The sequence below is a fragment of the Flavobacterium sp. FG19 genome, from assembly GCF_057809475.1.
Map to the genome: position 1 here is coordinate 1 of NZ_JBMDKA010000030.1, position 25,478 is coordinate 25,478.

Below are 25,478 nucleotides of genomic sequence, written 5' to 3' on the forward strand. Positions count from 1 at the left end.
CAAAATCCAAAATCCAAAATCCAAAATCCAAAATCCAAAATCCAAAATCCAAAATAATAGAATTCAATGGTCATAAACGTTTAAAAGTTGTACCTATATATATAATCCAGAATATTACAGATAAATCTGCAATTTTAAGTTTCATAATATCAAAATACCTCAAAAATTAAATGATAAGGTTAATATTTAAAAAAAATAAATACTTTTGTTGCAGAAAATAAGAGCAATGGCAAAGAATTTAGTAATAGTGGAGTCACCTGCAAAGGCGAAAACGATCGAGAAATTTCTTGGTAACGATTTTCAGGTGGAGTCTAGTTATGGTCACATAGCCGACTTACCATCAAAGGAAATAGGAGTAGATGTAGAAAATGGTTTTAAACCTAAATATGAAGTCTCTCCCGATAAAAAAGCCCTGGTAACGAAACTAAAAACACTATCTAAGAATGCCGAAACGGTTTGGTTAGCAAGCGATGAGGACCGCGAGGGGGAGGCTATTTCATGGCACCTGGCGGAAGAACTGAAACTGGATACCAAAAAAACCAAACGAATTGTTTTTCATGAGATTACCAAATCGGCGATCCTTAAAGCAATCGACAATCCAAGAGAAATCGATTATAATCTGGTAAATGCACAGCAGGCACGTCGTGTCCTGGATCGTTTAGTAGGTTACGAATTATCTCCTGTTTTATGGAGAAAGATTAAAGGCGGGCTTTCAGCTGGTCGTGTACAGTCGGTTTCTGTGCGTTTGATTGTAGAAAGAGAACGTGAAATCCAGAATTTTAATGCTGTGGCAACTTATTCTATTGTTGCCGAGTTTGTAAATGAAGCAGGAAAAGCTTTTAAAGCCAAACTGCCGAAGAATTTTAATACTAAAAAAGAAGCCGAAGATTTCTTAAGCCAAAATATCGGTTCTAAATACAAGGTAGCCGATTTAGAGACTAAACCTGCTAAAAAATCACCAGCGGCACCTTTTACTACTTCTACACTTCAGCAGGAAGCGGCCAGAAAATTGTATCTGCCGGTTGGGATTACCATGCAGCTGGCTCAGCGTTTGTATGAGGCCGGACTTATTACGTATATGAGAACGGACAGCGTTAACCTTTCAAAAGACGCGATGAATGCGGCGGAAGCTGAAATCATAAAATCATACGGGAAAGAGTTTTCGAAACCAAGAACTTTTGCAACAAAAAGTAAAGGAGCACAGGAAGCACACGAAGCGATTCGTCCGACAGATATGTCACGTCATAGCGTAAATATTGACCGTGATCAGGCCCGTTTATATGATTTGATCTGGAAAAGAACACTGGCTTCGCAAATGAGCGATGCACAGCTGGAAAGAACCAATGTAAAAATTGAAGCCGATAATCATGACGAACTTTTTACTGCTTCAGGAGAGGTATTGCTTTTTGAGGGTTTCTTAAAAGTGTATCTGGAAGGTCATGATGATGATGAGGAAGAACAGGAAGGAATGCTTCCGGCTTTAAAAGTAAACGAAAAACTGGCTAATACTTACATTACAGCTACAGAACGATATTCAAGACCGCCGGCTCGTTATACAGAAGCTTCTCTGGTTAAAAAACTGGAAGAACTTGGAATCGGACGTCCGTCTACTTATGCGCCGACTATTTCGACTATCATCAACAGAAATTATATTGAAAAAGGAACTCTTGAAGGTGTTGAACGTAATTATACACAGCTGACCCTGCAAAACAGTAAAGTAGCAGAGAAAGTTTTAAAAGAAAACACTGGTTCAGATAAAGGGAAACTGGTTCCAACCGATATTGGAACAATCGTAACCGATTTCCTGGTTAAGAACTTTGGGAATATTCTGGATTATAATTTTACAGCAAAAGTAGAGCAGGATTTTGATGAAATTGCCGAAGGAAATATCGACTGGGCAAAAATGATGCAGGAATTCTATAACCAGTTTCATCCCAACGTAAAAGAAGTTGAGGCCAATGCCGAGCGTGAAAGCGGGGAAAGAATCCTTGGAAAAGATGCTGACGGAAGACAGGTATCGGTTCGTTTAGGGAAATTTGGTCCGATGGCTCAGATTGGAGAGGCTGATGATGAAGATAAAAAATTTGCCAGTTTAATGGCAGACCAGAATATTGGAAGTATTACGCTTGAAGAGGCTTTGAATTTGTTTTTACTTCCTAAAACTTTAGGGACTTACAAAGGAGAAGAAGTTGAAGTTAACAATGGCCGTTACGGACCTTATGTGCGTCACGGAAGTGTGTTTATTTCACTGCCAAGAGGAGAAGATCCGCTAAATGTTACCAAAGAGAGAGCTCAGGAATTAATTGATGAAAAAGCACTTGCGGATGCACCGATTGCCATCTATAAAGGAGAAGCGGTTCAAAAAGGAGTGGGACGTTTTGGGCCTTTTATTAAATGGAACGGTCTTTTTGTAAACGTAAGCAAAAAATACAATTTTGATAATTTATCTCAGGCTGATGTTGAGGAATTAATAGAGGATAAATTACAAAAAAATATAGATAAAGTTCTTCATAACTGGGAAGAAGAAGGAATTGTGGTTGAAAAAGCACGCTGGGGGCGTTCGGTTATTTTAAAAGGTAAAATTAAAATTGAATTAAGCAAAGATGTTGATGCTGCAAAGCTGACACTGGCTCAGGTTCAGGAAATGATCGAGAAAAAAGCACCGGCTAAAAAGGCACCTGCAAAAAAGGCAGCAGCTAAGAAAACCCCGGCCAAAAAAACAGCAGCAAAAAAGAAATAAAGAATGGAATTTGATTTTCTAGAACCTTTAAATGACGGAATTTTAAAATTCATTAGTTCGTTGTCTTCACAGGAGCTGGGTAGTAAAGTGGTGCTGCATACGCAGGATCAGTTTCCGGATATCAGTAAAATTAATATAGCCGTTGTAGGGGTTTTAGAAGACCGCCGTAATATTAATATGGTCAACGAAGTTAATCTTACGGCTGTTCGTAAAAAGCTTTACGGGATGTTTCCGGGTAACTGGGATGCTTCGATTGCTGATCTGGGCGATATACTGCCGGGAGATACGGTTGAAGATACTTATTTTGCAGTTAAAAAAGTAGTGTCTTCTTTAATTAAGAATAAAGTAATTCCGATAGTTCTGGGAGGTTCACAGGATTTAACCTATGCTTTGTATCGTGCTTATGATGATTTAGAGCAAATGGTAAATATGGTTTCTGTAGATAATAAGTTTGATTTTGGTAAAGAAAATGAATCGGTTTCGGCCAATTCTTACCTTACTCAAATTATTATTGACGAACCTAATAATCTTTTTAATTACTGTAATATAGGATATCAGACCTATTACAATTCACAGGAAGAAATTGACTTAATTGAAAAATTGTTTTTTGATGCCTATCGTTTAGGAGAGATATCAAATAAAATTGCACTGGCTGAGCCTGTATTCAGGGATGCTGATTTGGTAAGTATCGATCTGACTTCTGTAAAGTCTTCAGCGTCAGGAAATATGATTTCTTTTGAGCCTAATGGTTTTAACGGCAAAGAGATTTGTGCGCTGGCCAGATATGCCGGTATTAGTGATAAGGTGTCTTCTTTTGGTGTTTTTAATCATAACAGTACACTGCCTGAAGCTCCTATTGCCGCTCAGATCATTTGGTATTTTATCGAAGGGTATCATTACCGTTCAAAAGAATATCCTTTCGGAAGCAGAACTAATTATTTAAAGTATATCGTTCCGCTGGAAGAAGAAGAACTGGTGTTTTATAAAAGTGATAAAACAGAGCGTTGGTGGATCGAAATTCCGTTCGAAACAAACGGCAGCAATAAATTAAAAAGAAATACGTTATTACCGTGTTCTTACGAAGAATATTTGAGCGCCTGCAATCAGGAACTGCCGGAAAGATGGTGGAAAGCTCAGCGGAAAAACGCATTATAGAAGAAAATTTTTATAGAAATCTTAAAACATTTAATTTTTCTTAAAATAAGTTAAAATTATTAGTAAGATAAAGTTTATATATTATAAAATTTAACGTTTTACGTCGGTTTTTTTAATCAGTTTGTCGATGAAATATTTTTTTTTTATTTTATTTAACATTATTTTTGAACGGTAAAATAAATTTCGCAAATAGCTATTGTTTTTTAGATAAATAATAAATACGTTTACGGACTTTTAATAATGAATAGATAATCCAAATTTATATGAAGAAGTTTATTGCATTTACAGCAATGTTAACACTGGTAATCGGCTGTGGTAAGTCAGGTGACAAAGGTGAATTAGTTGGTGTTACAGGAGGGAAATGGCATCCTGAAAAACCGTATGGAATGACTTTGGTTCCGGGTGGATCTTTTATTATGGGTAAATCGGATGCTGATTTAGCTAATGTTGAAGATGCTCCGACTAAATCAGTGACAGTTCGTGCTTTTTATATGGACGAAACTGAGATTACAAATAGTGAGTACCGTCAGTTTGTGGAGTGGGTAAAAGACTCTACAATGAGAGTTCGTCTTGCTATCTTAGCTGATGAAACTGGTCAGAAAAGCACTGGTGACAAAGGTAAAAAAGGCGGAAGCATCGCTGATTATGCATTTAATGATTCTGAGCCGGATAAAATGACGGCCTATGATAAATATATGTATGATAATTACTATAGCGTAGGGACAAAAGATGATCCTTATGCGAATAGAAAATTAAACAAAAAAATTAAACTGATCAGAGATACTAAAGCGTATCCGGATGAGTATTATGCAGAGGTAATGGATTCTATGTATCTGCCAATTGAAGAATCATATAATGGTTTGAGAACAATTGACGTGAATAAATTGAAATTCCGTTATTCCTGGATGGATATTCAGGCTGCTGCAAAAGCAAAAGTTGGAAAAAGAAAAGATTTCGTTAAAACAGAACAGGTTAATGTATACCCTGATACAACAGTTTGGATTAAAGATTTCGCTTATTCTTATAATGAACCAATGCACAATGATTACTTCTGGCATAAAGCATATGGTGATTATCCTGTAGTAGGGGTGACCTGGAAACAGGCTAAAGCTTTCTGCGCATGGAGAACTTTAAATAAAAACAGCTATATTAAATCTAAGAAAAAAGGACGTGATTTAGTAAACTCTTTCAGATTGCCAACAGAGGCAGAATGGGAGTATGCTGCAAGAGGCGGTCTGGAGTCTGCTACTTTCCCTTGGGGAGGACCATACACTAAGAGCGACAGAGGCTGTTTCTTAGCTAACTTCAAACCAAATAGAGGAGATTACGCAGCTGATGAGGCTTTATACACTGTAGAAGCCAAATCATACGATCCAAACGGTTACGGATTATATAACATGGCAGGAAACGTGTCAGAGTGGACAGATTCAGCTTATAATCCAAATGCTTACGAGTACGTTTCTACAATGAACCCTAACGTAATTGATGGTAACAACCAAAGAAAAGTAGTTCGCGGAGGATCATGGAAAGATGTTTCTTACTTCCTTCAGGTAGGTACACGTGATCACGAATATGCTGACTCGGCAAGAAGCTACATTGGTTTCAGAACGGTTCAGGATTACATGGGAACTCAGGTAACGGGTACTAAAAAATAGTAATTTATAATTAAATCAATACAATAACCAAATCGAATCTATTTAAAATTAAAACCTAAAAAAAGAATTATTATGGCATTATTAAGTAAAAAAGCAATGAATTTCGCTTATGGTATGGGAGCGGCAGTAGTAATCGTTGGAGCTTTATTCAAAATTACTCACTTTGAAATTGGGCCATTAACAGGAACAGTTATGCTTTCAGTAGGTCTTTTGACTGAGGCATTAATCTTCGCGTTATCTGCTTTTGAACCTGTTGAGGAGGAATTAGACTGGACCCTTGTTTACCCTGAATTAGCTAACGGACAAGCTAGAAAAAAATCCGAAAAAGTTGAGACTCCAACTGATGCCCAAGGTTTATTATCTCAAAAATTAGATGCTATGTTAAAAGAAGCTAAAGTTGACGGTGAGTTAATGGCAAGCTTAGGAAACAGCATCAAAAACTTCGAATCAGCTGCTAAAGGAATCGCTCCAACTGTAGATTCAATCGCTTCTACTAAAAAATATGGTGATGAGTTAGCTCGTGCTGCTGAACAAATGGAATCATTAAACAGTTTATATAAAGTACAATTAGAAAGTGCTTCAAAAAATGCTGAAGCTAATGAGCAAATCGCTGAAAATGCGTCTAAATTAAAAGAGCAAATGGCTTCTATGACAGCAAACATCGCTTCTTTAAACAGCGTTTATGGTGGTATGCTTTCTGCAATGAGTAACAAAGGATAATTAGTTTTTAACTAGATATTAAATTTATTAATAAAAACTAATTAGAAAAAAATGGCAGGAGGAAAATTAACCCCTAGACAGAAGATGATCAACCTGATGTATCTGGTTTTCATCGCAATGTTGGCAATGAACGTATCAAAAGAAGTAATTTCTGCTTTTGGTTTGATGAACGAAAAATTTGAAGCTGCTAATGCTACTTCAGTTACAACAAACGAAGGCTTATTACAATCTTTAGATCAAAAAGCTTCTGAAGCAAAAGGAGAATTTATAAAAGCTCAAGAAACAGCTCATAAAGTTCAGGCAATTTCAAAAGAATTTTACGATTATATCGGTACTTTAAAAGCTCAGTCTATCAAAGGATTTGAAGTTGAAAAAGAAACTGGAAAACTGCCATACGAAGCTATGGATAGAGGAGATAATATCGATGACTGGTTTACAGGAGACGGTTACACTAAAAAAGGTAACGAAATCATCGCTAAAATCGAAAAGTATAAAGCAGATATGAAAACTGCTTTAACGGATCCTAAAAATAAATATGGTAACATCATCGCTGAAATTGACAAGAAATTTGATGTTTCTGAAGTAAAAAACAAAGAAGGTATAAAAGAAAAATACTTAGCTTATCACTTTAAGGGTTTTCCTGCAATCGCTACTGCTGCTAAACTTTCAGCTTGGCAGAATGATGTTAAAAAAGCAGAAACTGATGTTTACAACAGTGCTTTAGGAAAAGCAGCTGTAGCAGCAGCTTCTTATAACAATTATCAGGCAATTGTGGTTTTAGACAAAAATGCTTATTTTCAGGGAGAAAAAGTTACAGGAAAAGTGGTTTTAGGTCGTTATGACGAAAACACAACGCCAACTTCTTTTCAAGGTCCTGGACAAATTGTAAACGGACAAGCAGTTATCTCTTTAACAGCTGGTGGAGTTGGTGAGCAGAACATTAATGGACAATTTACTTTCTTAGAAGATGGAAAAAACATTCCATTAAAATTCGCTGGAAAATACGTTGTAGTTCCAAGACCAAACTCTGCTACGATTTCTGCAGATAAGATGAACGTAGTGTACAGAGGTGTTGTTAACCCTATTTCTGTATCTTTTGCTGGTGTTGCTGATAACAAAGTGGTGGCTAGTGCACCTGGATTATCTTCAGCTGGTAAACCTGGAAAATATAACATGAACCCGGGTTCAGGAACAGAAGCTACTATTTCTGTAACAGGAACTTTGCCAAACGGTGATAAAGTTTCAGATAAGAAAACATTCAGAATTAAAGGTATTCCTGGTCCAACAGGAACAATCAGAGGAGAGATGGGCGTTGTTAAAGGTCCTAAATCTAACTTAGAGATTGCTACTATTGGAGCTAAATTACTTGACTTCGATTTCGAAGTTGGTTTAGATGTAGTTGGATTTAATATGAAAATCGCAGGACAGCCTACAGTGGTTGTTACTGGTAATAAATTAAATGCACAATGTAAACAAGTACTTTCAAGAGCAGGTAAAGGAGATCAGGTTACTATTTCTGAAATTAAAACTAAACTTGTTGGAGCCGGCAGCTATTTATTGCCAAGAACTGCTCCGGTAATCTACGAAATACAATAATTAGTAGTGAAAACTACATTCAATATCTAATGATACCACGATGAAAGTAAGAAATTTTTTAATAGCTATTGTTTCTATCGCCGGAGGTTTTGCTTCTTATGCGCAATCGAATTTGCTAAATGCAAAAACACCTGCTCAGATCGGGCTTAAAACACCTGCGCAGCTTATTTCTGATAATGATAAGCCATTAGCCTATGGTTATGTTGATGATAGAGATATCCTGATGGGGAAAACTACCTGGGAGATTATTGATTTGAATGAAAAAATCAACTTCCCAATGTATTTTCCTGTAGATACAGCTAATATTGGTTCTGACAGACGTTCTCTTTACGACGTTTTGACGAAAGCCGTTAGAAAAGGCAAAATAACTGAGGTGTATTCTGATAGTTATTTCAATACTAAAAAATCTATGAAAGACATCGAAGGTGCATTATCCCGTATTGATACAACAGATGCCGGTAGAGAACTTATCAACCAGTATCCTGATGATTACAAATCACGTGTAGTGAAGAAAAAAGTAGTTACAGGTACAGGTAAAAATAAAAAAGTAAACTACGTTGAAGAAACGGTTGGACCATCAAGAACAGTTCCTGCTGAATATATCTTAAAACAGGATTTAACTTCTGCAGACGTTTCTCAGTACAAAATCAAAGGATATTGGTATTTTGACAAACGTCAGAGTGAATTGAAATATCGTCTGCTTGGACTTTGTCCAGTAACGCCGGACGTTTACACGATGAACAGTGACGAGAAGGATTATATCGAGTTATTCTGGGTTTTCTTCCCGAATGCCCGTGAAGTTCTGCATGATGCCAAAGCTTTTAATGATAACAATTCGGCACTTCCAATTTCATTCGATCAGATTTTAAATTCAAGAAGATTTAATGCAATAATCTATAAAGAAGAAAACTTGTACGGGGATCGTGAGATTAAAGAGTACATGAAAGATAATGCGCAGAATCAGTTGTTAGAATCAGAGAGAGTAAAAGAAAAGATTCGTAACTTCGAACAGGATATGTGGAATTACTAAGCATCTCAAATAAAATTATAAAAAACTCTTGCTATCTTTGTAGCAGGAGTTTTTTTATTTTATAACAACCTCATTTGTAGTTCTTTGGCTGTTTTGTGTGCTGTACTCAGATGCTGCCTCTTTAGCAGGACTGAAGCTGTACAGCAGCTGTAGTAACAGCCTGTAAAGCTGATAAAAAATTTTTCAGAAAATAATGTAAGAAAAGTAACAATAAAAGATAAAAAGCTTCGTTTTGTTTATTTAAATTGTATTATGATGAAAGTAAAATTTTTTTTAATTATCGTTTTTGTCGTTACGGGTTTTGCAGTTCAGGCACAATCAAATTTACTTAATGCAAAAACAGCCAATCAAATTGGGCAGAAATCAGCCTCACATTTAATTTCTGATAACGATAAGCCCCTGGCCTATGGTTATGTAGATGACCGGGACATTTTGATGGGGAAAACAGTGTGGGAGATTATAGATTTAAATGAAAAGATAAATTTTCCTTTGTATTATCCGGTAGATACTGTTAACATTGGTGCCGACAGACGTTCGCTTTACGATGTCCTGACAAAGGCGATCAGACAGGGTAAAATAACAGAGGTGTACACAGACAGTTATTTTAATACCAAAAAGTCATTAAAGGATATTGAAGGTTCGCTGACTCGTGTGGATACAACCGATGCAGGGCGCGAGCTTATTAATCAGTATCCGGACGATTACAGATCACGTGTGGTTAAGAAAAAAGTAGTGACCGGAAAAGGTAAAAATAAAAATGTGAGCTATGTCGAAGAGACTGTTGGTCCAAGTAGAACGGTGCCTGCAGAGTACATTTTAAAACAAGATCTTACGGCAGCCGATGTGGCTCAGTATAAAATTAAAGGATACTGGTATTTTGACAAAAGGCAGAGTGAACTTAAATACCGTTTATTAGGTATTTGCCCCGTAACTCCCGATGTGTATACGATGAATAGTGATGAAAAAGACTATATCGAACTTTTCTGGGTTTTCTTTCCTAATGCCCGTGACGTTTTACATGAAGCTAAAGCATTTAATGATAAAAATTCGGCTCTTCCTATTTCATTTGACCAGATCTTAAATTCAAGACGTTTTAATGCGATTATTTATATAGAAGAGAATATGTATGGGGATCGTCAGATTAAAGATTATATGAAAGATAATGCGCAGAATCAGCTCTTAGAATCAGATAGGGTAAAAGAGAAGATTCGCAATTTTGAAGAAGATATGTGGAACTACTAACCGTTTCTGTAGTATTATAAGAAAAACTCTTGCTACCTTTGCAGCAGGAGTTTTTTTATTTTATTCATACTATACAATGCTTGATTATTTAATCGTCGGATCCGGACTGGCCGGCATTTCTTTTGCTGAAGTTGCCCTTAAAAACAATAAGTCTGTTTTACTTATAGATGATAAATCTCAAAATTCATCCAGAATTGCGGGAGGTTTGTACAATCCGGTTATTCTAAAACGTTTCAGTGAAGTTTGGAATGCTAAGGAGCATTTGATTTTAATGAATGAGTTCTATGAACGAGTAGAGGAAAAACTACAGGAAAAATTCAATTATAAAATGCCTATTCTTAGAAAGTTTTTTTCTATTGAAGAACAAAATAATTGGTTTGCGGCTTCAGATAAAATAAATTTAGCTCCTTTTTTATCAACCAAATTAATTACTAAAAAGTATCAGGGTATTGATTCTCCGCACAATTACGGAGAAGTGCTGCATACAGGTTATGTTAAAACCGGGCAGTTGTTAGAAAGCTACAAAGCTTATTTAAAAGACAATAATTTGCTTCTGGAAGAATCTTTCCATAGCTCTTTCCTGGAAATTCTTGAATCCGGAATTCAGTATAAAAATATTAAAGCCCGTCATATTATATTTGCCGAAGGTTTTGGGCTGCATAAAAATCCTTATTTTAACTATCTTCCTTTGGATGGTACAAAAGGGGAATTGTTTTTAATAAAAGCGCCTGATTTAAAATTAGATCTGATTGTGAATACAAGTGTCTTCATTCTGCCGGTAGGCGGTAATTTGTATAAAGTTGGCGCTACTTATAACTGGCATGACAAAACTGCTCTTCCAACAGAAGAAGGTAAACAGGAACTTATAGACCGCATTAAGGAAATTATTACCTGCGATTTTGAAATTGTAAAGCATTTTGCAGGAGTAAGACCCACAGTTGCTGACAGAAGACCTTTAGTAGGAACTCATGAAGCGTATAGTTCTATTCATATTCTTAACGGATTAGGGACACGTGGTGTAATGCTTGGACCGGCATTAGCAAAAATGCTGTATGAACATATCGAAAACGGAACTCCTATAGACCGCGAAGCCGATATTAAACGTTTCCATAAAAGATATTTAAAAGGGATTACTTTCGGCCAGCGTTAGGATCGTAAGAAACAAACATATTGATGTAGAGGTTTCGGGAAAGCCTTAATACAACAGGAAACAACAATACCAGAGTTACAATAATGGCAATAAAAGACTGACCGATACTGGCTCCGAAAAAGACAAAGGAAACAATAAAAGCAGCAATTCCCACTGCTACGTTCAGTGCGTAGCTTACATACATGGCACCGTAAAAAAACGAAGGTTCTATTTGATATTTCAGACCGCAGTGACTGCAATTCTCGTTCATTTTTAGAACATTAGTCAAATGCAGCAGGTTTTGGTCGGTATACATGCTTTCTTTTTGACATTTTGGACAACTTCCTGTTACAATACTATTTAGTTTGGATCCTTTTGTTAACATTTTAGTTAATATTTTTATGGTCAGAATTCTAAAAAAATAAATTTAGATATCCTGTAATAATAGAAGAATTTATTTACGCAAATATAGCTTATTTTAAGACTTTAAATCTTGTAAAAAGGAATAAAAAACGGGCTGCTTGATAGTTTCATTTTAAAAGAACAAAAATTTAGGAAGAATGAGAGAGATAACAGCTGTATTGGCCGAGTTCGGATTTTTTGAACCAGGAACAGATTATGTTTGGTTTGACTGCGAATCATTTAATGATGGTGAGGATTATTTTATTCTGGTTGAGAATTTAAGCCGTGTGGCAAAAGATAAGTTTAGCTTAAAAAATATTAAAACAAAAGAAGGATACTGCTGTAAAGATGAACAAAAATATTATTCGGTTTTAATTTCTTTTGAATTTGAAAATATTCAAAAAAACATAAAACTTCTTTGTGAAGAGTGGTTTGATAAAGACTTAATTTTTAGTCTCAATAATATTCTTGAAGAAACCAGTTTGAATGAAAGATTTTATGGCGTTAAAACCGGTGATCAGACACTAATTATTGTTTTTGGCGATTTAATTTTAAAGCAAAAATTGGAAAAAGAAAATATTTTAGATAATCTGGAAAGTTTAGAGCTGAATAAACCTAAAGATTTTGAAAGTCTTGAAATGTAAACAATTGAACGTTATTTGAAGTCAATTTTAGTTTTGAATTGTTGTAAAAGCTCTTGTTTTTCAGCATAAAAACTTCAATTAAAAGTTATACTTTTGCACTTTCAAAATTGTAACTGATTATTTTAACCTATTTGCAATTTTTTATTTAATGAATAAAAAGGTTTTTTTAATCTTTACATTTTATCGTCATACATTATGCTTAATATACACAATCTTTCCGTTTCTTTTGGAGGAACCTATTTATTTGAAGAAGTAACTTTCCGTTTAGGAGCCGGCGACCGGGTTGGTCTTGTTGGTAAAAACGGAGCAGGTAAATCGACCATGCTTAAAATGTTGGCAGGAGATTTTAAACCGGATTCCGGAGTTATTTCTCAGGAGAAAGATATTAAAATGGGTTTCCTGCGTCAGGATATCGATTTTGAACAAGGAAGAACGGTTTTGGAAGAAGCTTATGAAGCTTTTACTGAAATCAAAGTTGTAGAAAAGAAGTTAGAAGAAATCAATCATCAATTGGTTACCAGAACCGATTATGAAAGCGAAGAATATGCTAAAATCATAGAAGATCTTTCTGATTACACGCATCGTTTTGAGCTTTTAGGCGGTTATAACTATGTTGGAGATACAGAAAAAATTCTTTTAGGTTTAGGTTTTAAAAGAGAAGTTTTTAATAACCAGACCGAAACTTTCTCCGGTGGATGGAGAATGCGTATCGAATTGGCAAAATTACTTTTGCAGTCGAATGATGTATTACTTCTGGATGAGCCAACCAACCACCTGGATATTGAAAGTATTATTTGGTTAGAAAACTTCCTTCGTAATTATCCGGGAGTAGTGGTGATTGTATCGCACGATAAAATGTTTCTGGACAATGTTACCAATCGAACCATTGAAATTTCTCTGGGAAAAGCATACGACTTCAATAAACCGTATTCTCAGTATTTAGAACTGCGTCATGAAATTCGTGAGAAACAATTGGCGACGCAGAAGAACCAGCAGAAAAAGATTGAAGAAACAGAAAAATTAATCGAGAAATTCCGTGCCAAAGCTTCTAAAGCTTCCATGGCGCAGTCGTTGATTAAAAAACTGGATAAAGTAGAAAGAATCGAAGTGGATGAAGATGATAATTCGGTAATGAATATTTCTTTCCCAGTTTCAAAAGAACCGGGAAAAGTAGTTATCGAAGCCGAACATGTAACCAAAGCTTACGGAGATAAAACGATTCTGAAAGACATTAGTTTATTGGTAGAACGAGGCAGTAAAATTGCTTTTGTTGGGCAGAACGGACAAGGAAAATCGACTTTTATCAAAGCTTTGGTAAACGAATTCGAATACCAAGGAAATATCAAATTAGGTCATAATGTACAATTAGGATATTTTGCCCAAAATCAGGCGGAACATTTGGACGGAGAAATTACACTTCTTCAAACAATGGAAGATGCAGCAACCGACACGAATCGTATGAAAGTACGTGATATGCTGGGAGCCTTTTTATTCCGCGGAGACGATGTAGAGAAAAAAGTAAAAGTACTTTCCGGGGGCGAACGTAACCGTTTGGCGCTTTGTAAACTATTATTACAGCCAATAAACGTGCTGTTGATGGATGAGCCTACGAACCACTTGGATATTAAATCTAAGAACGTTTTAAAGGCGGCACTTCAAAAATTTGGCGGAACTTTATTATTGGTTTCTCACGACAGGGATTTCCTTCAGGGAATGTCGAATATCGTTTACGAATTTAAAGATCAAAAAATCAGAGAATATTTAGGTGATATCAACTTTTTTCTGGAACAGCGTAATATGGAAAATATGCGTGAAGTAGAGAAAAAAGATGTGGTGAAAATAGCTCCGTCTCCAAAAGAAAAAGAAGCGAGTAAATTATCGTACGAAGATCAGAAGAAAGGAAAAGCGCTTCAAAACAGATTGAGCAAAATCGAAAGCCAGATTCAGCAGTTAGAAAAACAGATTCAGCACGACGATAAAATGCTGGAAACCAATTACGACAAACATATCGAAGATGCATCGTTTTTTACGGCCTACAATAAAAAGAAACAAGATTTAGAACAATTATTAATCGACTGGGAAGTTGTTTCAGAGGAGATTGATAGTTTTAATGGTTAAGTTTTTTTAAGTTTTCAGTCCCAGTTGCGGTTTTCAGTTATATACTATACATAAAAACCTTTGTCACAATTTCAATATTGGCAAAGGTTTTTAAGTTTTCAGAAGCTAATCCAGCTTTCCGCTTCAAGTCCTCATAAAAAAAGCAAAGTTTCTAATGTTCTAAAAAGAGCTTCCGTTGGTCGCTTTTTTAGAACAAGAAACTTTTACTTTTTTTATTCCGGGCTTTCCGCTTCAATCTGGGCTAAATAAGTTCTTTTTTTAGGGTTTAATTTTTCTTCACAGTATGTCATCCTGACGAAGAAAGGATCTCCGCAAGTAGCTCGACAAAGATTGGCTGCGAGAGGGATGGGAGCAAGCTGCCGAAGTAGCGCGGACAGCCCGACAGCATTAGGGAAAGTGGGCGAATAAAGACAAAGTATGTTGGCCCACTTTTTCTAATGCTGTCTCGCCCAAATGATTTTTAAAAACTACCTAATAATTCCAATAGATTTTGAATGTTCTATTGCTTTGCTGCTTTCTTTAAAATAGCAGACAGAAACATTCAGGTTTTCTAAGTTCTTTAGAATCTTTTGCACTTCGGTTTTTGGTGATTTGCCAGTTTGCCTAATGTAAACCGCAATTACAGTAACGGGGAATATTTTGCAGATTCGCTCATATAAAATAGGATCGTGCTGTGAATCATCTCCCAGTAAAACATATTTTAAGGTTGGATAAAACTCGACAACATGTTTGATTTTCTGGAATTTATGATCGTGGCTTCCTCTGCCGCTCATAAAAAAATCGGTAATTCCTCTTCTAATGTCTTTCAGGAGAATTACGGCTTTTGGAAGTTTGTGGATTTTGGTAAATTTTGCAATAAAACGGTATAAATTCCACTCACTGCTGGAAATGTAGAAAAAAGCATTTTCTTCTTCGGGTTTGTCTCTTCCTGCCTGACTTAAGGCTTGGTAATGAGCCACAACATCTTTGAAAACTTTACGGTCATTTACATTCTTAAAAAGTAAAATGTAAAGTTTTCGGAAAAAGTTTTTGGTGTGCGAAATCAAAAAAGTATCATCAATATCAGAAATGATTCCGAGTTTTCCTTTGTGCGGACGTATAAAACTGCCTTTGCAGATTGTGGTTTTGTTTTCGTATTTCAGACTTACTTCATATGGCATCCATCCAAAATGGGTTTCTTTTTCCAACGGAATACAGAAATTGAAATAACCGTCGTCTAAGGTTTTAGTATGAATGATTTCATTATTGTAATGAAGATAAACATCAAAATTTTTAATGGTTTTGATTCTGAATAACTTTAGAATTGAAGTGGCATTTTTTAAATTTTTCTTCTGAAAATCGTAATTATGCTCTCTTTTTAAAACGTGCCCCATCACAATTAATTCTTGCTCATTTGCATAACCGCGATATAATTGTAGAATTGGTTTCATTAATTACGTATATTTAGGTAACTGTAAATTACTTAATTTAATTGGTTTTAAAAATAAAATTTTGAAAAAGAATATACTATTTGTCGTAAATCCAATCTCGGGAGATTTGGATAAATCGGATTTGATTGAAGCTGTAGAAGAGTTTGCAACGACCAATCATTTTGATTTGGAAGTGTATGAAACAACAGGAAAAAATGACCCAAAAGAAATACAATCTCTATATAAAGAATATAATCCCGAACGAATTATTGTAGCCGGTGGTGACGGAACCATTAAAATGGTTGCCGAAGCGATGGAAGAACACGACGTTATTATCGGGATTTTACCGGCTGGTTCAGCAAACGGACTTTCGGTAGATTTGAATCTGCCTCAGGGAATTGAAGAAAACCTTAAAATAGCCTTTTTGCATCATTATATCGAAATGGATATGATTTGTATCAATGGCAAAAAAAGCATTCATTTAAGCGATTTAGGATTGAATGCCAATTTGGTTAAAAATTACGAGCAAAGTGATGTGCGTGGTTTTTGGGGATATGCATTGCAGGCTTTTACCACTTTAAAAGAATCAGAAGATCCCTTTGTGGCATCTATTTCGGCAAACAATAAAACAGTGGAACATACTGCGAGAATGATTGTCATAGCCAATTCGCAGAAATACGGAACAGGAGTAATCATCAATCCAAACGGAGCGATGAATGACGGAAAGTTTGAACTGGTTATTTTAAAAAGTCTGGATTTATTATTAATCGGAAAAATTATTACGGGTAATATGCCAATTGATTCAGATGATATCGTCATTATTTCAACAGATAAAGCCGAAATAAAAACCGATTATCCAGTTAATTTTCAAATTGATGGCGAATATTGCGGAGCACAGACTTCTTTGGAAATTCATATTCTGCATAAGCAGATGAAAATTGCGGTTCCGTAGATTTGGCCTGATTTTTCATTGAGGAAATATTGGTGTGTTGGATATGTCGCTCCGCCGGAGCTTTTTATCTTAACCTTATTTTTTTCTATAAATATTTCGCTCTTCCAGAGCTAAAAAAAAAGCTCCTTGAGGAGCGAAATATTTATAGAAATGTTTGTATCAAAAGTTTCAAAAGCTCCAGCGGAGCGACATAATTTAAATCTCCATTTTTTCATTGTCATTCCCATTGAAATTGTCATTGAAATTGTCATTGAAATTGCCATTGTCATTGAAATTGAATAGTCTTATTTAAAAGGATTTCGTTCCTGCCATTCTGTTTTAGGTTCCAGATAATTGAAAAACCTCGAAATGTTATGATTAATCAAAGCATTGCTGTGCGTAATTAAACCATACATTTTTACGGGTTTTGCACCAACAGAACTTTTTATTTCGAGTGCAGTTCTGGCAAATACAATTTCTTTAAATCCTTTTTTGATAGAATAGGCGATCATGTCGTAAAGCATATTTAAATACAGCATTTTCTCGCGCTGAATACTTTCGTCATAGCCTAAAAAATAGGTGTCCATTACGTTTCCGTTTTTGATCAGGGTGTTAAAACCAATTAGTTTGTCATCCAGAAAATAACCGTAAAGCAAAAAGTCATCCTTCATGATTTCCTTGAAAAAACTAAAATGATTTCGGGCGAGAAAAAAGGTGTTAAACGGAGCGTTTTTGGCTACATGAAAATACAAATCGTAAATGACATCTTCATATTGTTTAATGTCGGCTAATGACATTTTTTGCTTTACAATTCCCTCTGATTTTTTTCGTGCTCTTTTATATTGATCTCTGTATTTTTTGGATAAAGCATCGATATAATCCTGCTCACTTTTCCAGTTTTCTCTGATTTCAAAAATCATATTGGGCTGTGTCGAAAAGGTATAATTGTTTTTGAATTCAGCCTGTAAAGGTTTGATACCAGTTTCGGTAAAATCTTTAATACTGGTTATATGAACCTTTCTGCCGCTTGCTTTTAAATCTTTTTTAAGCTGATTAATGGCTTTATGAAGTGTTTTAACAGCCTTTGATTCTTTGGCTTTTTTATCAAATATAAAAGCATTTTGTCCTGTGAGCATATTATTGCCTACGAACAATACGTGCGAGGCAAAATTTTTAAGGGCAAAATTACGTACAGAGGTTTTTAAACATTTATCGCGTTCTCCAAACGATTCCAGTTTTTCGGCAAACAGAAACTGTGTCAGTACAATCCCAACAAGAGTTTTTTCTTCAAAAATCCCGATAAAATGGCAGACCATATTAACCGGAGAAGAATTTTCAAGTACTTCCAGGTATTCTTTTGTGAGAAAAATGTTGTTACTGGCCAGCGAATTCCATTCTGAAGGCAGTGATGAAGCGCTGTTATAAATTTGAAAAGAATAAGTTGTATTCAAAGGTGCAGACTAATTTCTTCAAAATTAGATAATATTTGCTATAACTTATTTGCTTTAAGTTATTATTAAGAAAAACCCGTTTGAATTTGGTATCAAACGGGTTTTATATGATATGATTTAAGCAAAGGCACAAACAATGCCGCCCATTAAAGTTAGTGTAAGCATCCAGTAACCGGCATGGATTAAAATATATTTCCAGGACTTTCTTTCAAACAAACCGTTGATTCCTACTATTGGGAGCGCAAAAAACAAGCCCGATATAAAGCCATGAAGGGCACCGTGTTTAAAAGTGCGGTAAGCCGTTCCGTAATCGGCCATAAAAGCCGCAAAAGACGGTTTGGCACTGGCAATTAATGGCGGTCCTCCTACCATTCCCACAGCTCCTGACTGGTGAATGGTCAGTGACATTAACGTTACCGAGATCATTAGCGAGAAAATGTAAGTAAGCCCAAATATCTTGAGCATACTGCCTTTTTTTAAATCTTCCTCTGTAAAATTGTTTTCTCTCATCCAGATGGTTCCAAATACTTTTGGGTGGTACCAGATAAAGCCTGCCAGCAGAGTTACTACTGCAGAGGCCAGTAATGCATAAAAGTTAATTTCCATACTATTAGGTTTTTGTAATTAGTTGTATCAAATGTAATTAAAATGATAACACGACTGATATTTTGAAAAGAAGAAAAGTAGTACAGGCTTTTTATTTATCAACACTTTATTGACATAAGCCCCTTTATATCCAGTAATTACCTAATTTTGAAACCAGAAAAACAAAGCCCCCAATCTGTTATGAAAAGCCTTGCAGCATTTTTTTTAGCCTTTGGTTTTTCTCTGAATGTTTTGGCAGACACCGTTTCTGATAAGGAGAAAAACGCGCTAATTAAACTCTATCATGCGACGAATGGTCCGCAGTGGAAAATAAAATGGGATTTGTCGGCTTCGGTTTCAACCTGGTACGGAGTGTATACCGAAAAAGGAAAAGTAACCGCCCTCTTTTTAGCCGGTAATAATCTGAAGGGAGAACTGCCCCCTGAATTTTTTGAACTCGAAAATCTGGTTACCGCCGATCTGCATCAAAATCAGCTGAGCGGATCACTGCCGGATGACATTCGTAATCTGACCCGGCTGGAAGTACTGAATCTTTCCGAAAACCAGTTGTCAGGCACCATTCCCAAAAATATCTGCAGTCTTAAAAAACTAAAAGACTTAGAGCTTTTTAAGAATACTATTTCGGGTGAATTGCCATCTGATATCGGAAAATTAAGCCAGCTGGAAATACTCTGTTTGTTTGGTAATCAAATAGAAGGTCCGCTTCCGGTTTCGTTATACAGGATTTCGGGTTTACGGATATTACTATTAAACGATAACAGATTATCAGGTAATTTAAGTGCCGACATTTTGAATTTTGATGCGCTTGAAAATCTGAGCCTGTTTAATAATGTTTTTGAAGGTGAAATCCCGGCAGAACTGGAAAGACTTTCTAATTTGTCCGAAATGAACCTTTCTTATAATAAATTCAAAGGTTCGGTATCCCGAAACCTGATTTTGTTAGATGCTTTAAACATGACTATGTTCGACGAAAACCACAAACCGTTTTTACTGGATGTTAATACCGAAAGAAAACCGGAAACAACGATTGTAAATTAATTTTAACCTTATAAAAAGTTGATTAACTTTGGCGGAATAAACCTGTTTAAATTTTTAAACAAACGATTTTTTTTATAATTTTAAAATAGTATTTCTTCTTCAGGCAGAAACCAAAATATAAACCTTTTAAATATACCATTATGACACTGCAATATCAGGGCGAACAATACGGAAAGCCAACGACTTTTACATTAAGAATTATTGGTAACAACTTATCAAAAAGCAGTTCTAATTACCAGATCGACCTTTTGACAGGCGACAAAAAACTCCCGACTTTTACCAGCGAAATCCACCAGAGTCTTTCAAACTGTTTAAGAGAAATTTACTTATTCAGAAAACACAACGGAATTAAATTCGACGAATCGTCTGAAAAAATCGTTTCGCTTTATGTGCCTTATGACAGGGTTTTATTTAACTATAACAAATATGCTTTGTTCAGAGCTTAAGTTTTAGAAAAATATATAGTATTAAGGAAACCGTTCTTTTTAAAGGACGGTTTTTTTTTGTTCCTATTTGTTAAAATTAAGAATAGCAGAATTTGGTTTGTAAGATTTAACGGATCAGGCAGTTAAAGCTTTTGACTTTTTATATTAAAGAAATATAGTATTTACTGTTCCTACTGAATAAAATGAGGAATCCCGTAAAATTTGGGATTTAGAATTATATAGATTTGCGCCAAATTTAAAACGCTTATGAAAAAACTTTACGTACTATTTTTTATACTCTTATCACTTTTTACGTATTCTCAGGACATTCTTTGGGAGAAGTCGTATGGAGGTATACATGCCGATTATCTTTTTGATGCACAGCCCACGGCTGATTACGGTTTTATTCTGGCCGGAAGTTCTGTTTCTGACAAAACAGGAAATAAAACGGCCGATAATCATGGCAATCTGGATTACTGGATCTGGAAAATGACCGAAAAAGGCGATCTGGAATGGCAGAAAAGCATTGGAGGAAATGGTTTTGATCTTCTTCAAAGCATCAAAAACACAAGAGACGGCGGTTTTATTCTGGCTGGCACATCGAGCTCCGGAACCGGTTTTGAAAAAAAAGAAGACTGTAAGGGTATTACGGATTTCTGGGTTATCAAACTGGATGCAGCAGGAACAGAGCAGTGGCAGCACACGATTGGCGGCGGTGGTTCAGATGAACTGTTGTGTGCTTTTCAAACGAAAGACGGAGGTTATATTCTGGGAGGTTCTTCCAGTTCAAGTCCTAAAACGGTTTCGGAAATGGTAGGCGAAAAAATACTAACTACAGCCCAAACCGATTTATATGCGAAATCAGATAAAAGCAGGGGTAATATGGATTACTGGATTGTCAAGCTGGACAAACTGGGTGTTATTGAGTGGCAGAAAACCTACGGGGGAGAATATGCTGATTTACTGAGAAGCATGGAACAGACCACGGATAATGGTTATATACTGGCTGGTTATTCTAATTCGCCGGTTTCAGGTGATAAAATAGAGGCAGATAAAGGCAATGGAGACTACTGGATTATAAAACTCAACAATACCGGAGAGATTCAATGGCAGAAAACCTATGGTGCCGAAGGAGATGATCAGCCGTATGTGATTCACCAGACGGCAGACGGCGGTTATATACTGGGCGGTAACTCCAGCAGCACCAATGCCCTGACTTCTTTGGGCGGTATTGTGAGTAACGGAACCGATTTCTGGGTACTGAAACTGGATGAAAAAGGAGAGGTGATCTGGAGCAAAACCTATGATTTTGGCAAAACTGATATTTTGACCTCACTGGTCGAAAACCAGGACAAAACTTATCTGATAGGAGGTTATGCCCAAACTGAAACCAAAGCTTCTGTAATAGGCGGCATAGCCCAAAAAGCAGGTATTGGAAAGGAAAAAGACGGAATTAACGATTATATCGCGCTGAAAATTGATGAAAAAGGAGAGGAGTTGTGGAGCAAAACCGTGGGGAGCGGCGGCGAGGATATTTTACGAAAATTGGTAGAAACCCGTGACGGCGGTTATGTAATGGCCGGAACTTCCAATTCCGGTTCTTCCAAAGATAAAAACTCGAATATAGGCAGTAATGATTTCTGGGTAGTAAAACTAAAAGATAAAACCAAAATCGAGAAAACCAAAGCCAGTCTGGAAGTCATTCCCAACCCGGTGGTTACCTATACCAATGTTATTATAGGTTATGATTTTACCGAAGGAACCATTTCTGTAATCGATATACTGGGCAGAACCCTGCAGCATTTCAGTATTAAAAACAGAACTGTTCCGGTTAATTTAAACGGTTATGCCGAAGGGATTTATATCATAAAAATCCAGACCAATGTGAAAACCGAATCGGTTAAAGTAATTAAAAGAATCAGATAAGTGGAATTAATGAAAAATAAGATAAAAATATGGGTTTTGGCCTTAACCGTTTTAGGTTTAAATAGTTTGCATGCCCAAAAAAATGACGACGAAATTGAAAAAAACTATATTCCTCCTTCCCCGGCGACAGCCAGCCTGGGAAATTTTGGAAATATCCCTGTAGGCTTAAATACAGGTAAACCTAATGTAAACCTGGAGATTTACAATTTTCAGGAAGCCGGTCTTTCGATCCCTGTATCCATTAGCTACAGTTCCAGCGGCGTTCCGGTTGATGCCGTAAGCGGTCAGTTAGGACTTGAATGGAGTTTAATTACATCGGGAGTAGTGAACAGACAGGTAAACGGAAGCGACGATTTTAGAACTGCTTTTTATTCTCCGGACCCTGAAACCGGCGAATTTTGTGTACCAGGATCTTTACTGGCTACTGCTACAGCAGGAAGCAATACCGAAAAAGATATTTTTAATTACAGCGCTTTGGGGATTTCCGGAAAATTTATTCTGGACGGCAGTACTATTGTTCAGATTAACCCGGGTAAAAACAAGATCGAAATACTCAATACAACACTGAGTGGAGGTTCTGTTGGGAAATACTTTAAAATTACGGACACTAACGGAACAGAATATTATTTTGGAGACAGCGAAACAGCATTGGAACTGTCCAATAACAAAAACCTGTGTTCCAATTCAATTCAGTCATCCGGACAAACGGCCTGGTATCTCACTAAAATAAAAAACATACAAGGAGCCACAGCCACCTTTAAATATGCTCTTAAAAATTACAGTTATAATCAGGCCTATATGCAGATTGCCAGAACGCAGGGCGAAGTGGTGGTCAGCCCTGCCGGATTAAGTGTGCCTTGTGTGAGCAGTGTAGTAAATCATTCTGTTCCTTATCTGGAAGAAATTGCCATCAATGATAAAAAAGTAGTATTTGAATACCAGAAACTCGATACAGGCATTAGAGACAATGATCAGCTGACTAAAATTACGGTCTATAAAAACAGTACCGATATTTTTAAAAGTTTTGATTTCAGCTATTATCTGCTGCAGCGAAATACCAGTTCCAGCGTACTAAACTCTTATACCACTAATACAGGTGAAAATCATAAACTTATTTTTTTGAAAGAAGTAAAAGAATATACTTCCGACAGGTCTCAGAGTATTTCAAAATTTTTCTTTGATTATTACAGCCCGGAACAGCTGCCGCCCCGATTTTCATTTTCTAAAGATATCTACGGGTATTATAATGCAGCCCCTAATACCAATTTTGTATTTAATAATTTAAACCCTTTAAATCCGATTTTCTATCAGGCTTTTATGGCAGCAAATGCCAACCGGGAAGCCAATCCGAATACGGTTTATTATGGGATGCTAAAAAGCATTCAATATCCCACTAAAGGAAAAACAGAAATTGTTTACGAACCTAATTCAGTGTATATAGATAAAAAAAATTTCCCGCCGGCCTTTACTGAAGGAATCGGATATCAGGCCGATGTTGATGTGTTTCAAAATGTAGTGGAGTCTGCGCCTATCAATATTCTGTTTAATCAGACAGCTACTTTAAACGGTTTTTCAGAAGTATTTCTTGTTGAAGGCCAGCCCTGTACCTATGCTTTGAGTCATGGGGCATCCTGCAGGGTAGAACTCATAAATACGGCTACTAACGCGGTTGTAAAATCAGTAACGGCACAGCCTTCTTTTTCGGTAGATGTGGATTTGACCGGCGGAGTGAGTTATAAAATCAAAGTAACCAGTATGGGACCGTGTATAAACACCTGGGGAGGATTAACCTATTTTAAGGAGCCGGTACGTACAGAGAAAGTGAATGAACCTGTGGCTGGAGTGCGTGTCAGCAAAACACTCGATTATGATGATAACGGGAATGTAATGACTAAAAAATACTTTTATGGAAACCTGAACTGCTTAAACTGCAGCAGCGGTTATTTTGCTATAGAAAACCCTACGGCAGGTTATAATCTGGACCTCAGGATAACCCAAAGTACAAAAGCACAGTTTACCATGCATTCCAGTCCTAAAAAAGGCTTGTCATCCTCCAGCGGAGTGGTACTGTCGTATTCGAGTGTTGTTGAATCTTTTGGAGAGAATTTTGAAAATGGCGGTATCCTGCACACTTTTGATAATAATATGGATGAACCCCCTGCGATTATATGCAGTGATTATATTAGAGGAGCTTCGTTTTCAAATGGTTTTTATAACGGCGAAGTAAGTACACTGACCTTTAGAAAAAATGGTACAGTTACAGTACCGCTGTCTTTAGAAGAGTTTGTTTACAAACACGATACGGCACTGGATAAGTCCTATAATAACTTTTTTGGAGGCGTTTCAGGATCTTTACTAGCAGTAGGAACCGGAGGTGTCGGCGGTACAGGACCTGATATCACTTCTGATCCTTATTTTGATTTTAATGTGTATCAGGTAAGGAGCGAATGGCATTATTTATCGAGTAAAAAATCCGTTGTTTATGATTTGAACGGATTAAACCCGGTTACCACCACTACTGATTATCTTTACAGTAATCCTTCGCATTTACAGCTTACTTCACAGACAGTTAAAAATTCAAAAGGAGAAAAACTACAGACCAGATACTATTATGCTGAGGATCCGGAAATGTCTGCCAAACCGTATGTAAATGACCTGATACAAAAAAATATAACAGGAGTGCCGCTGGACACCCAGACCTTTAATGAAACGGTCAAATTATCTGAGAAACTTACGGTCTATGAAAACAGCACGGCAACTAATAATTTACTGCTGCCAAAATCGGTATATAGTGCTAAATTTCCTAATAGTTTGCCCAGTCTTCCAAATTTAGGAAATCTGGAACGAAAAATTACCTATGATCAGTATGATGATAAAGGAAATGTGATACAGTATACCTTAGAAAATGGTATGCCCGTTACGATAATCTGGGGGTACAATAAAACCCAGCCTATTGCCAAAGTCGAAAATGCGGCTTATAGTGCAGTAACCTCATACGTGGCAAACCTGCAGAATTTATCTAACGGAACCAATGAAAGCAGTTTAATAACAGCATTAAATTCACTGCGGGCGGCGCTGCCAAATGCTATGGTAACGACTTATACGTACATACCTTTTGTGGGTATTAGTTCCATAACAGACCCAAGAGGAATCATTACCACTTATTTCTACGATGAGTTTAACAGATTAAAACTCGTAAAAAACAATAAGGATGAGATTATATCCGAAAACCAATACCATTACAAAAATTAGAAGCCTTTA

General features: G+C 36.3%; 19 protein-coding genes. 15 read left to right on the forward strand and 4 right to left on the reverse strand.

Features of this window, described 5'->3' with window-relative positions; genetic code table 11:
- Window positions 1–226 precede the first annotated feature (226 nt).
- The 8 genes from topA to ACODST_RS23100 all read left to right on the forward strand — a co-directional run bounded on the left by topA (window position 227) and on the right by ACODST_RS23100 (window position 11,288).
- Window positions 227–2,740, forward strand: a complete 2,514-nt coding sequence (topA, locus tag ACODST_RS23065; protein ID WP_488934448.1) for a type I DNA topoisomerase — start codon at window positions 227–229, stop codon at window positions 2,738–2,740.
- Window positions 2,741–2,743: 3 nt separating this feature from the next.
- Window positions 2,744–3,895 (forward strand): formimidoylglutamase, encoded by a 1,152-nt coding sequence (locus ACODST_RS23070; RefSeq protein WP_488934449.1) that lies wholly within the window; start codon window positions 2,744–2,746, stop codon window positions 3,893–3,895.
- A 263-nt stretch (window positions 3,896–4,158) separates the two neighbouring features.
- Window positions 4,159–5,550, forward strand: coding sequence for a T9SS ring complex lipoprotein PorK/GldK (gene porK / locus ACODST_RS23075; RefSeq protein WP_488934450.1), 1,392 nt, complete (start codon window positions 4,159–4,161; stop codon window positions 5,548–5,550).
- 72 nt (window positions 5,551–5,622) lie between these two features.
- Window positions 5,623–6,270, forward strand: coding sequence for a type IX secretion system motor protein PorL/GldL (gene porL / locus ACODST_RS23080; protein ID WP_488934451.1), 648 nt, complete (start codon window positions 5,623–5,625; stop codon window positions 6,268–6,270).
- A 51-nt stretch (window positions 6,271–6,321) separates the two neighbouring features.
- Window positions 6,322–7,866, forward strand: coding sequence for a type IX secretion system motor protein PorM/GldM (gene porM, locus ACODST_RS23085; protein ID WP_488934452.1), 1,545 nt, complete (start codon window positions 6,322–6,324; stop codon window positions 7,864–7,866).
- Window positions 7,867–7,906: 40 nt separating this feature from the next.
- Complete coding sequence (gene porN, locus ACODST_RS23090; RefSeq protein ID WP_488934453.1) at window positions 7,907–8,896, forward strand: type IX secretion system ring subunit PorN/GldN; 990 nt, start codon at window positions 7,907–7,909, stop codon at window positions 8,894–8,896.
- 255 nt (window positions 8,897–9,151) lie between these two features.
- Complete coding sequence (gene porN / locus ACODST_RS23095) at window positions 9,152–10,138, forward strand: type IX secretion system ring subunit PorN/GldN (protein ID WP_488934512.1); 987 nt, start codon at window positions 9,152–9,154, stop codon at window positions 10,136–10,138.
- Between the two features lie 76 nt (window positions 10,139–10,214).
- Window positions 10,215–11,288, forward strand: coding sequence for an NAD(P)/FAD-dependent oxidoreductase (locus ACODST_RS23100; protein ID WP_488934454.1), 1,074 nt, complete (start codon window positions 10,215–10,217; stop codon window positions 11,286–11,288).
- On the opposite strand, the gene ACODST_RS23105 is transcribed toward ACODST_RS23100, so the two are convergent.
- Window positions 11,269–11,652, reverse strand: coding sequence for a DUF983 domain-containing protein (locus ACODST_RS23105; RefSeq protein ID WP_488934455.1), 384 nt, complete (start codon window positions 11,650–11,652; stop codon window positions 11,269–11,271). The genes ACODST_RS23100 and ACODST_RS23105 overlap by 20 nt on opposite strands.
- A 175-nt stretch (window positions 11,653–11,827) precedes the next feature.
- Here ACODST_RS23105 and ACODST_RS23110 point away from each other — a divergent pair, with 175 nt between their 5' ends.
- The gene (locus ACODST_RS23110; RefSeq protein ID WP_488934456.1) at window positions 11,828–12,313 is read left to right on the forward strand and encodes a hypothetical protein; all 486 of its coding nucleotides are present in this window, start codon (window positions 11,828–11,830) and stop codon (window positions 12,311–12,313) included.
- A gap of 195 nt (window positions 12,314–12,508) precedes the next feature.
- A complete protein-coding gene (gene abc-f, locus ACODST_RS23115; RefSeq protein WP_488934457.1) occupies window positions 12,509–14,431 on the forward strand; it encodes a ribosomal protection-like ABC-F family protein in 1,923 nt (640 codons plus the stop codon).
- A 467-nt stretch (window positions 14,432–14,898) separates the two neighbouring features.
- On the opposite strand, the gene ACODST_RS23120 is transcribed toward abc-f, so the two are convergent.
- Window positions 14,899–15,861, reverse strand: coding sequence for an App1 family protein phosphatidate phosphatase (locus tag ACODST_RS23120; protein ID WP_488934458.1), 963 nt, complete (start codon window positions 15,859–15,861; stop codon window positions 14,899–14,901).
- A 61-nt stretch (window positions 15,862–15,922) separates the two neighbouring features.
- Between ACODST_RS23120 and ACODST_RS23125 the strand changes: the two genes are divergently transcribed.
- Window positions 15,923–16,792, forward strand: coding sequence for a diacylglycerol/lipid kinase family protein (locus tag ACODST_RS23125; RefSeq protein ID WP_488934459.1), 870 nt, complete (start codon window positions 15,923–15,925; stop codon window positions 16,790–16,792).
- Between the two features lie 284 nt (window positions 16,793–17,076).
- Here the strand turns inward: ACODST_RS23125 and ACODST_RS23130 are convergent, their stop codons facing one another.
- Together ACODST_RS23130 and ACODST_RS23135 are read right to left on the reverse strand one after the other, a co-directional pair.
- On the reverse strand, window positions 17,077–18,222 hold the full coding sequence (locus ACODST_RS23130) for a GNAT family N-acetyltransferase (RefSeq protein ID WP_488934460.1): 1,146 nt from the start codon (window positions 18,220–18,222) through the stop codon (window positions 17,077–17,079).
- 117 nt (window positions 18,223–18,339) lie between these two features.
- Window positions 18,340–18,828, reverse strand: coding sequence for a DUF1761 domain-containing protein (locus ACODST_RS23135; RefSeq protein ID WP_488934461.1), 489 nt, complete (start codon window positions 18,826–18,828; stop codon window positions 18,340–18,342).
- Window positions 18,829–19,008: 180 nt separating this feature from the next.
- On the opposite strand from ACODST_RS23135, the gene ACODST_RS23140 reads away from it, so the two are divergent.
- The 4 genes from ACODST_RS23140 to ACODST_RS23155 all read left to right on the forward strand — a co-directional run bounded on the left by ACODST_RS23140 (window position 19,009) and on the right by ACODST_RS23155 (window position 25,469).
- Complete coding sequence (locus ACODST_RS23140) at window positions 19,009–19,866, forward strand: leucine-rich repeat domain-containing protein (protein ID WP_488934462.1); 858 nt, start codon at window positions 19,009–19,011, stop codon at window positions 19,864–19,866.
- Between the two features lie 140 nt (window positions 19,867–20,006).
- Window positions 20,007–20,312, forward strand: coding sequence for a hypothetical protein (locus ACODST_RS23145; protein ID WP_488934463.1), 306 nt, complete (start codon window positions 20,007–20,009; stop codon window positions 20,310–20,312).
- 246 nt (window positions 20,313–20,558) lie between these two features.
- Window positions 20,559–22,217 carry a T9SS type A sorting domain-containing protein gene (locus tag ACODST_RS23150; protein ID WP_488934464.1) on the forward strand — a complete coding sequence of 553 codons (1,659 nt, stop codon included), beginning with the start codon at window positions 20,559–20,561 and terminating at the stop codon, window positions 22,215–22,217.
- Between the two features lie 9 nt (window positions 22,218–22,226).
- The gene (locus ACODST_RS23155) at window positions 22,227–25,469 is read left to right on the forward strand and encodes a hypothetical protein (protein WP_488934465.1); all 3,243 of its coding nucleotides are present in this window, start codon (window positions 22,227–22,229) and stop codon (window positions 25,467–25,469) included.
- Window positions 25,470–25,478 lie beyond the last annotated feature (9 nt).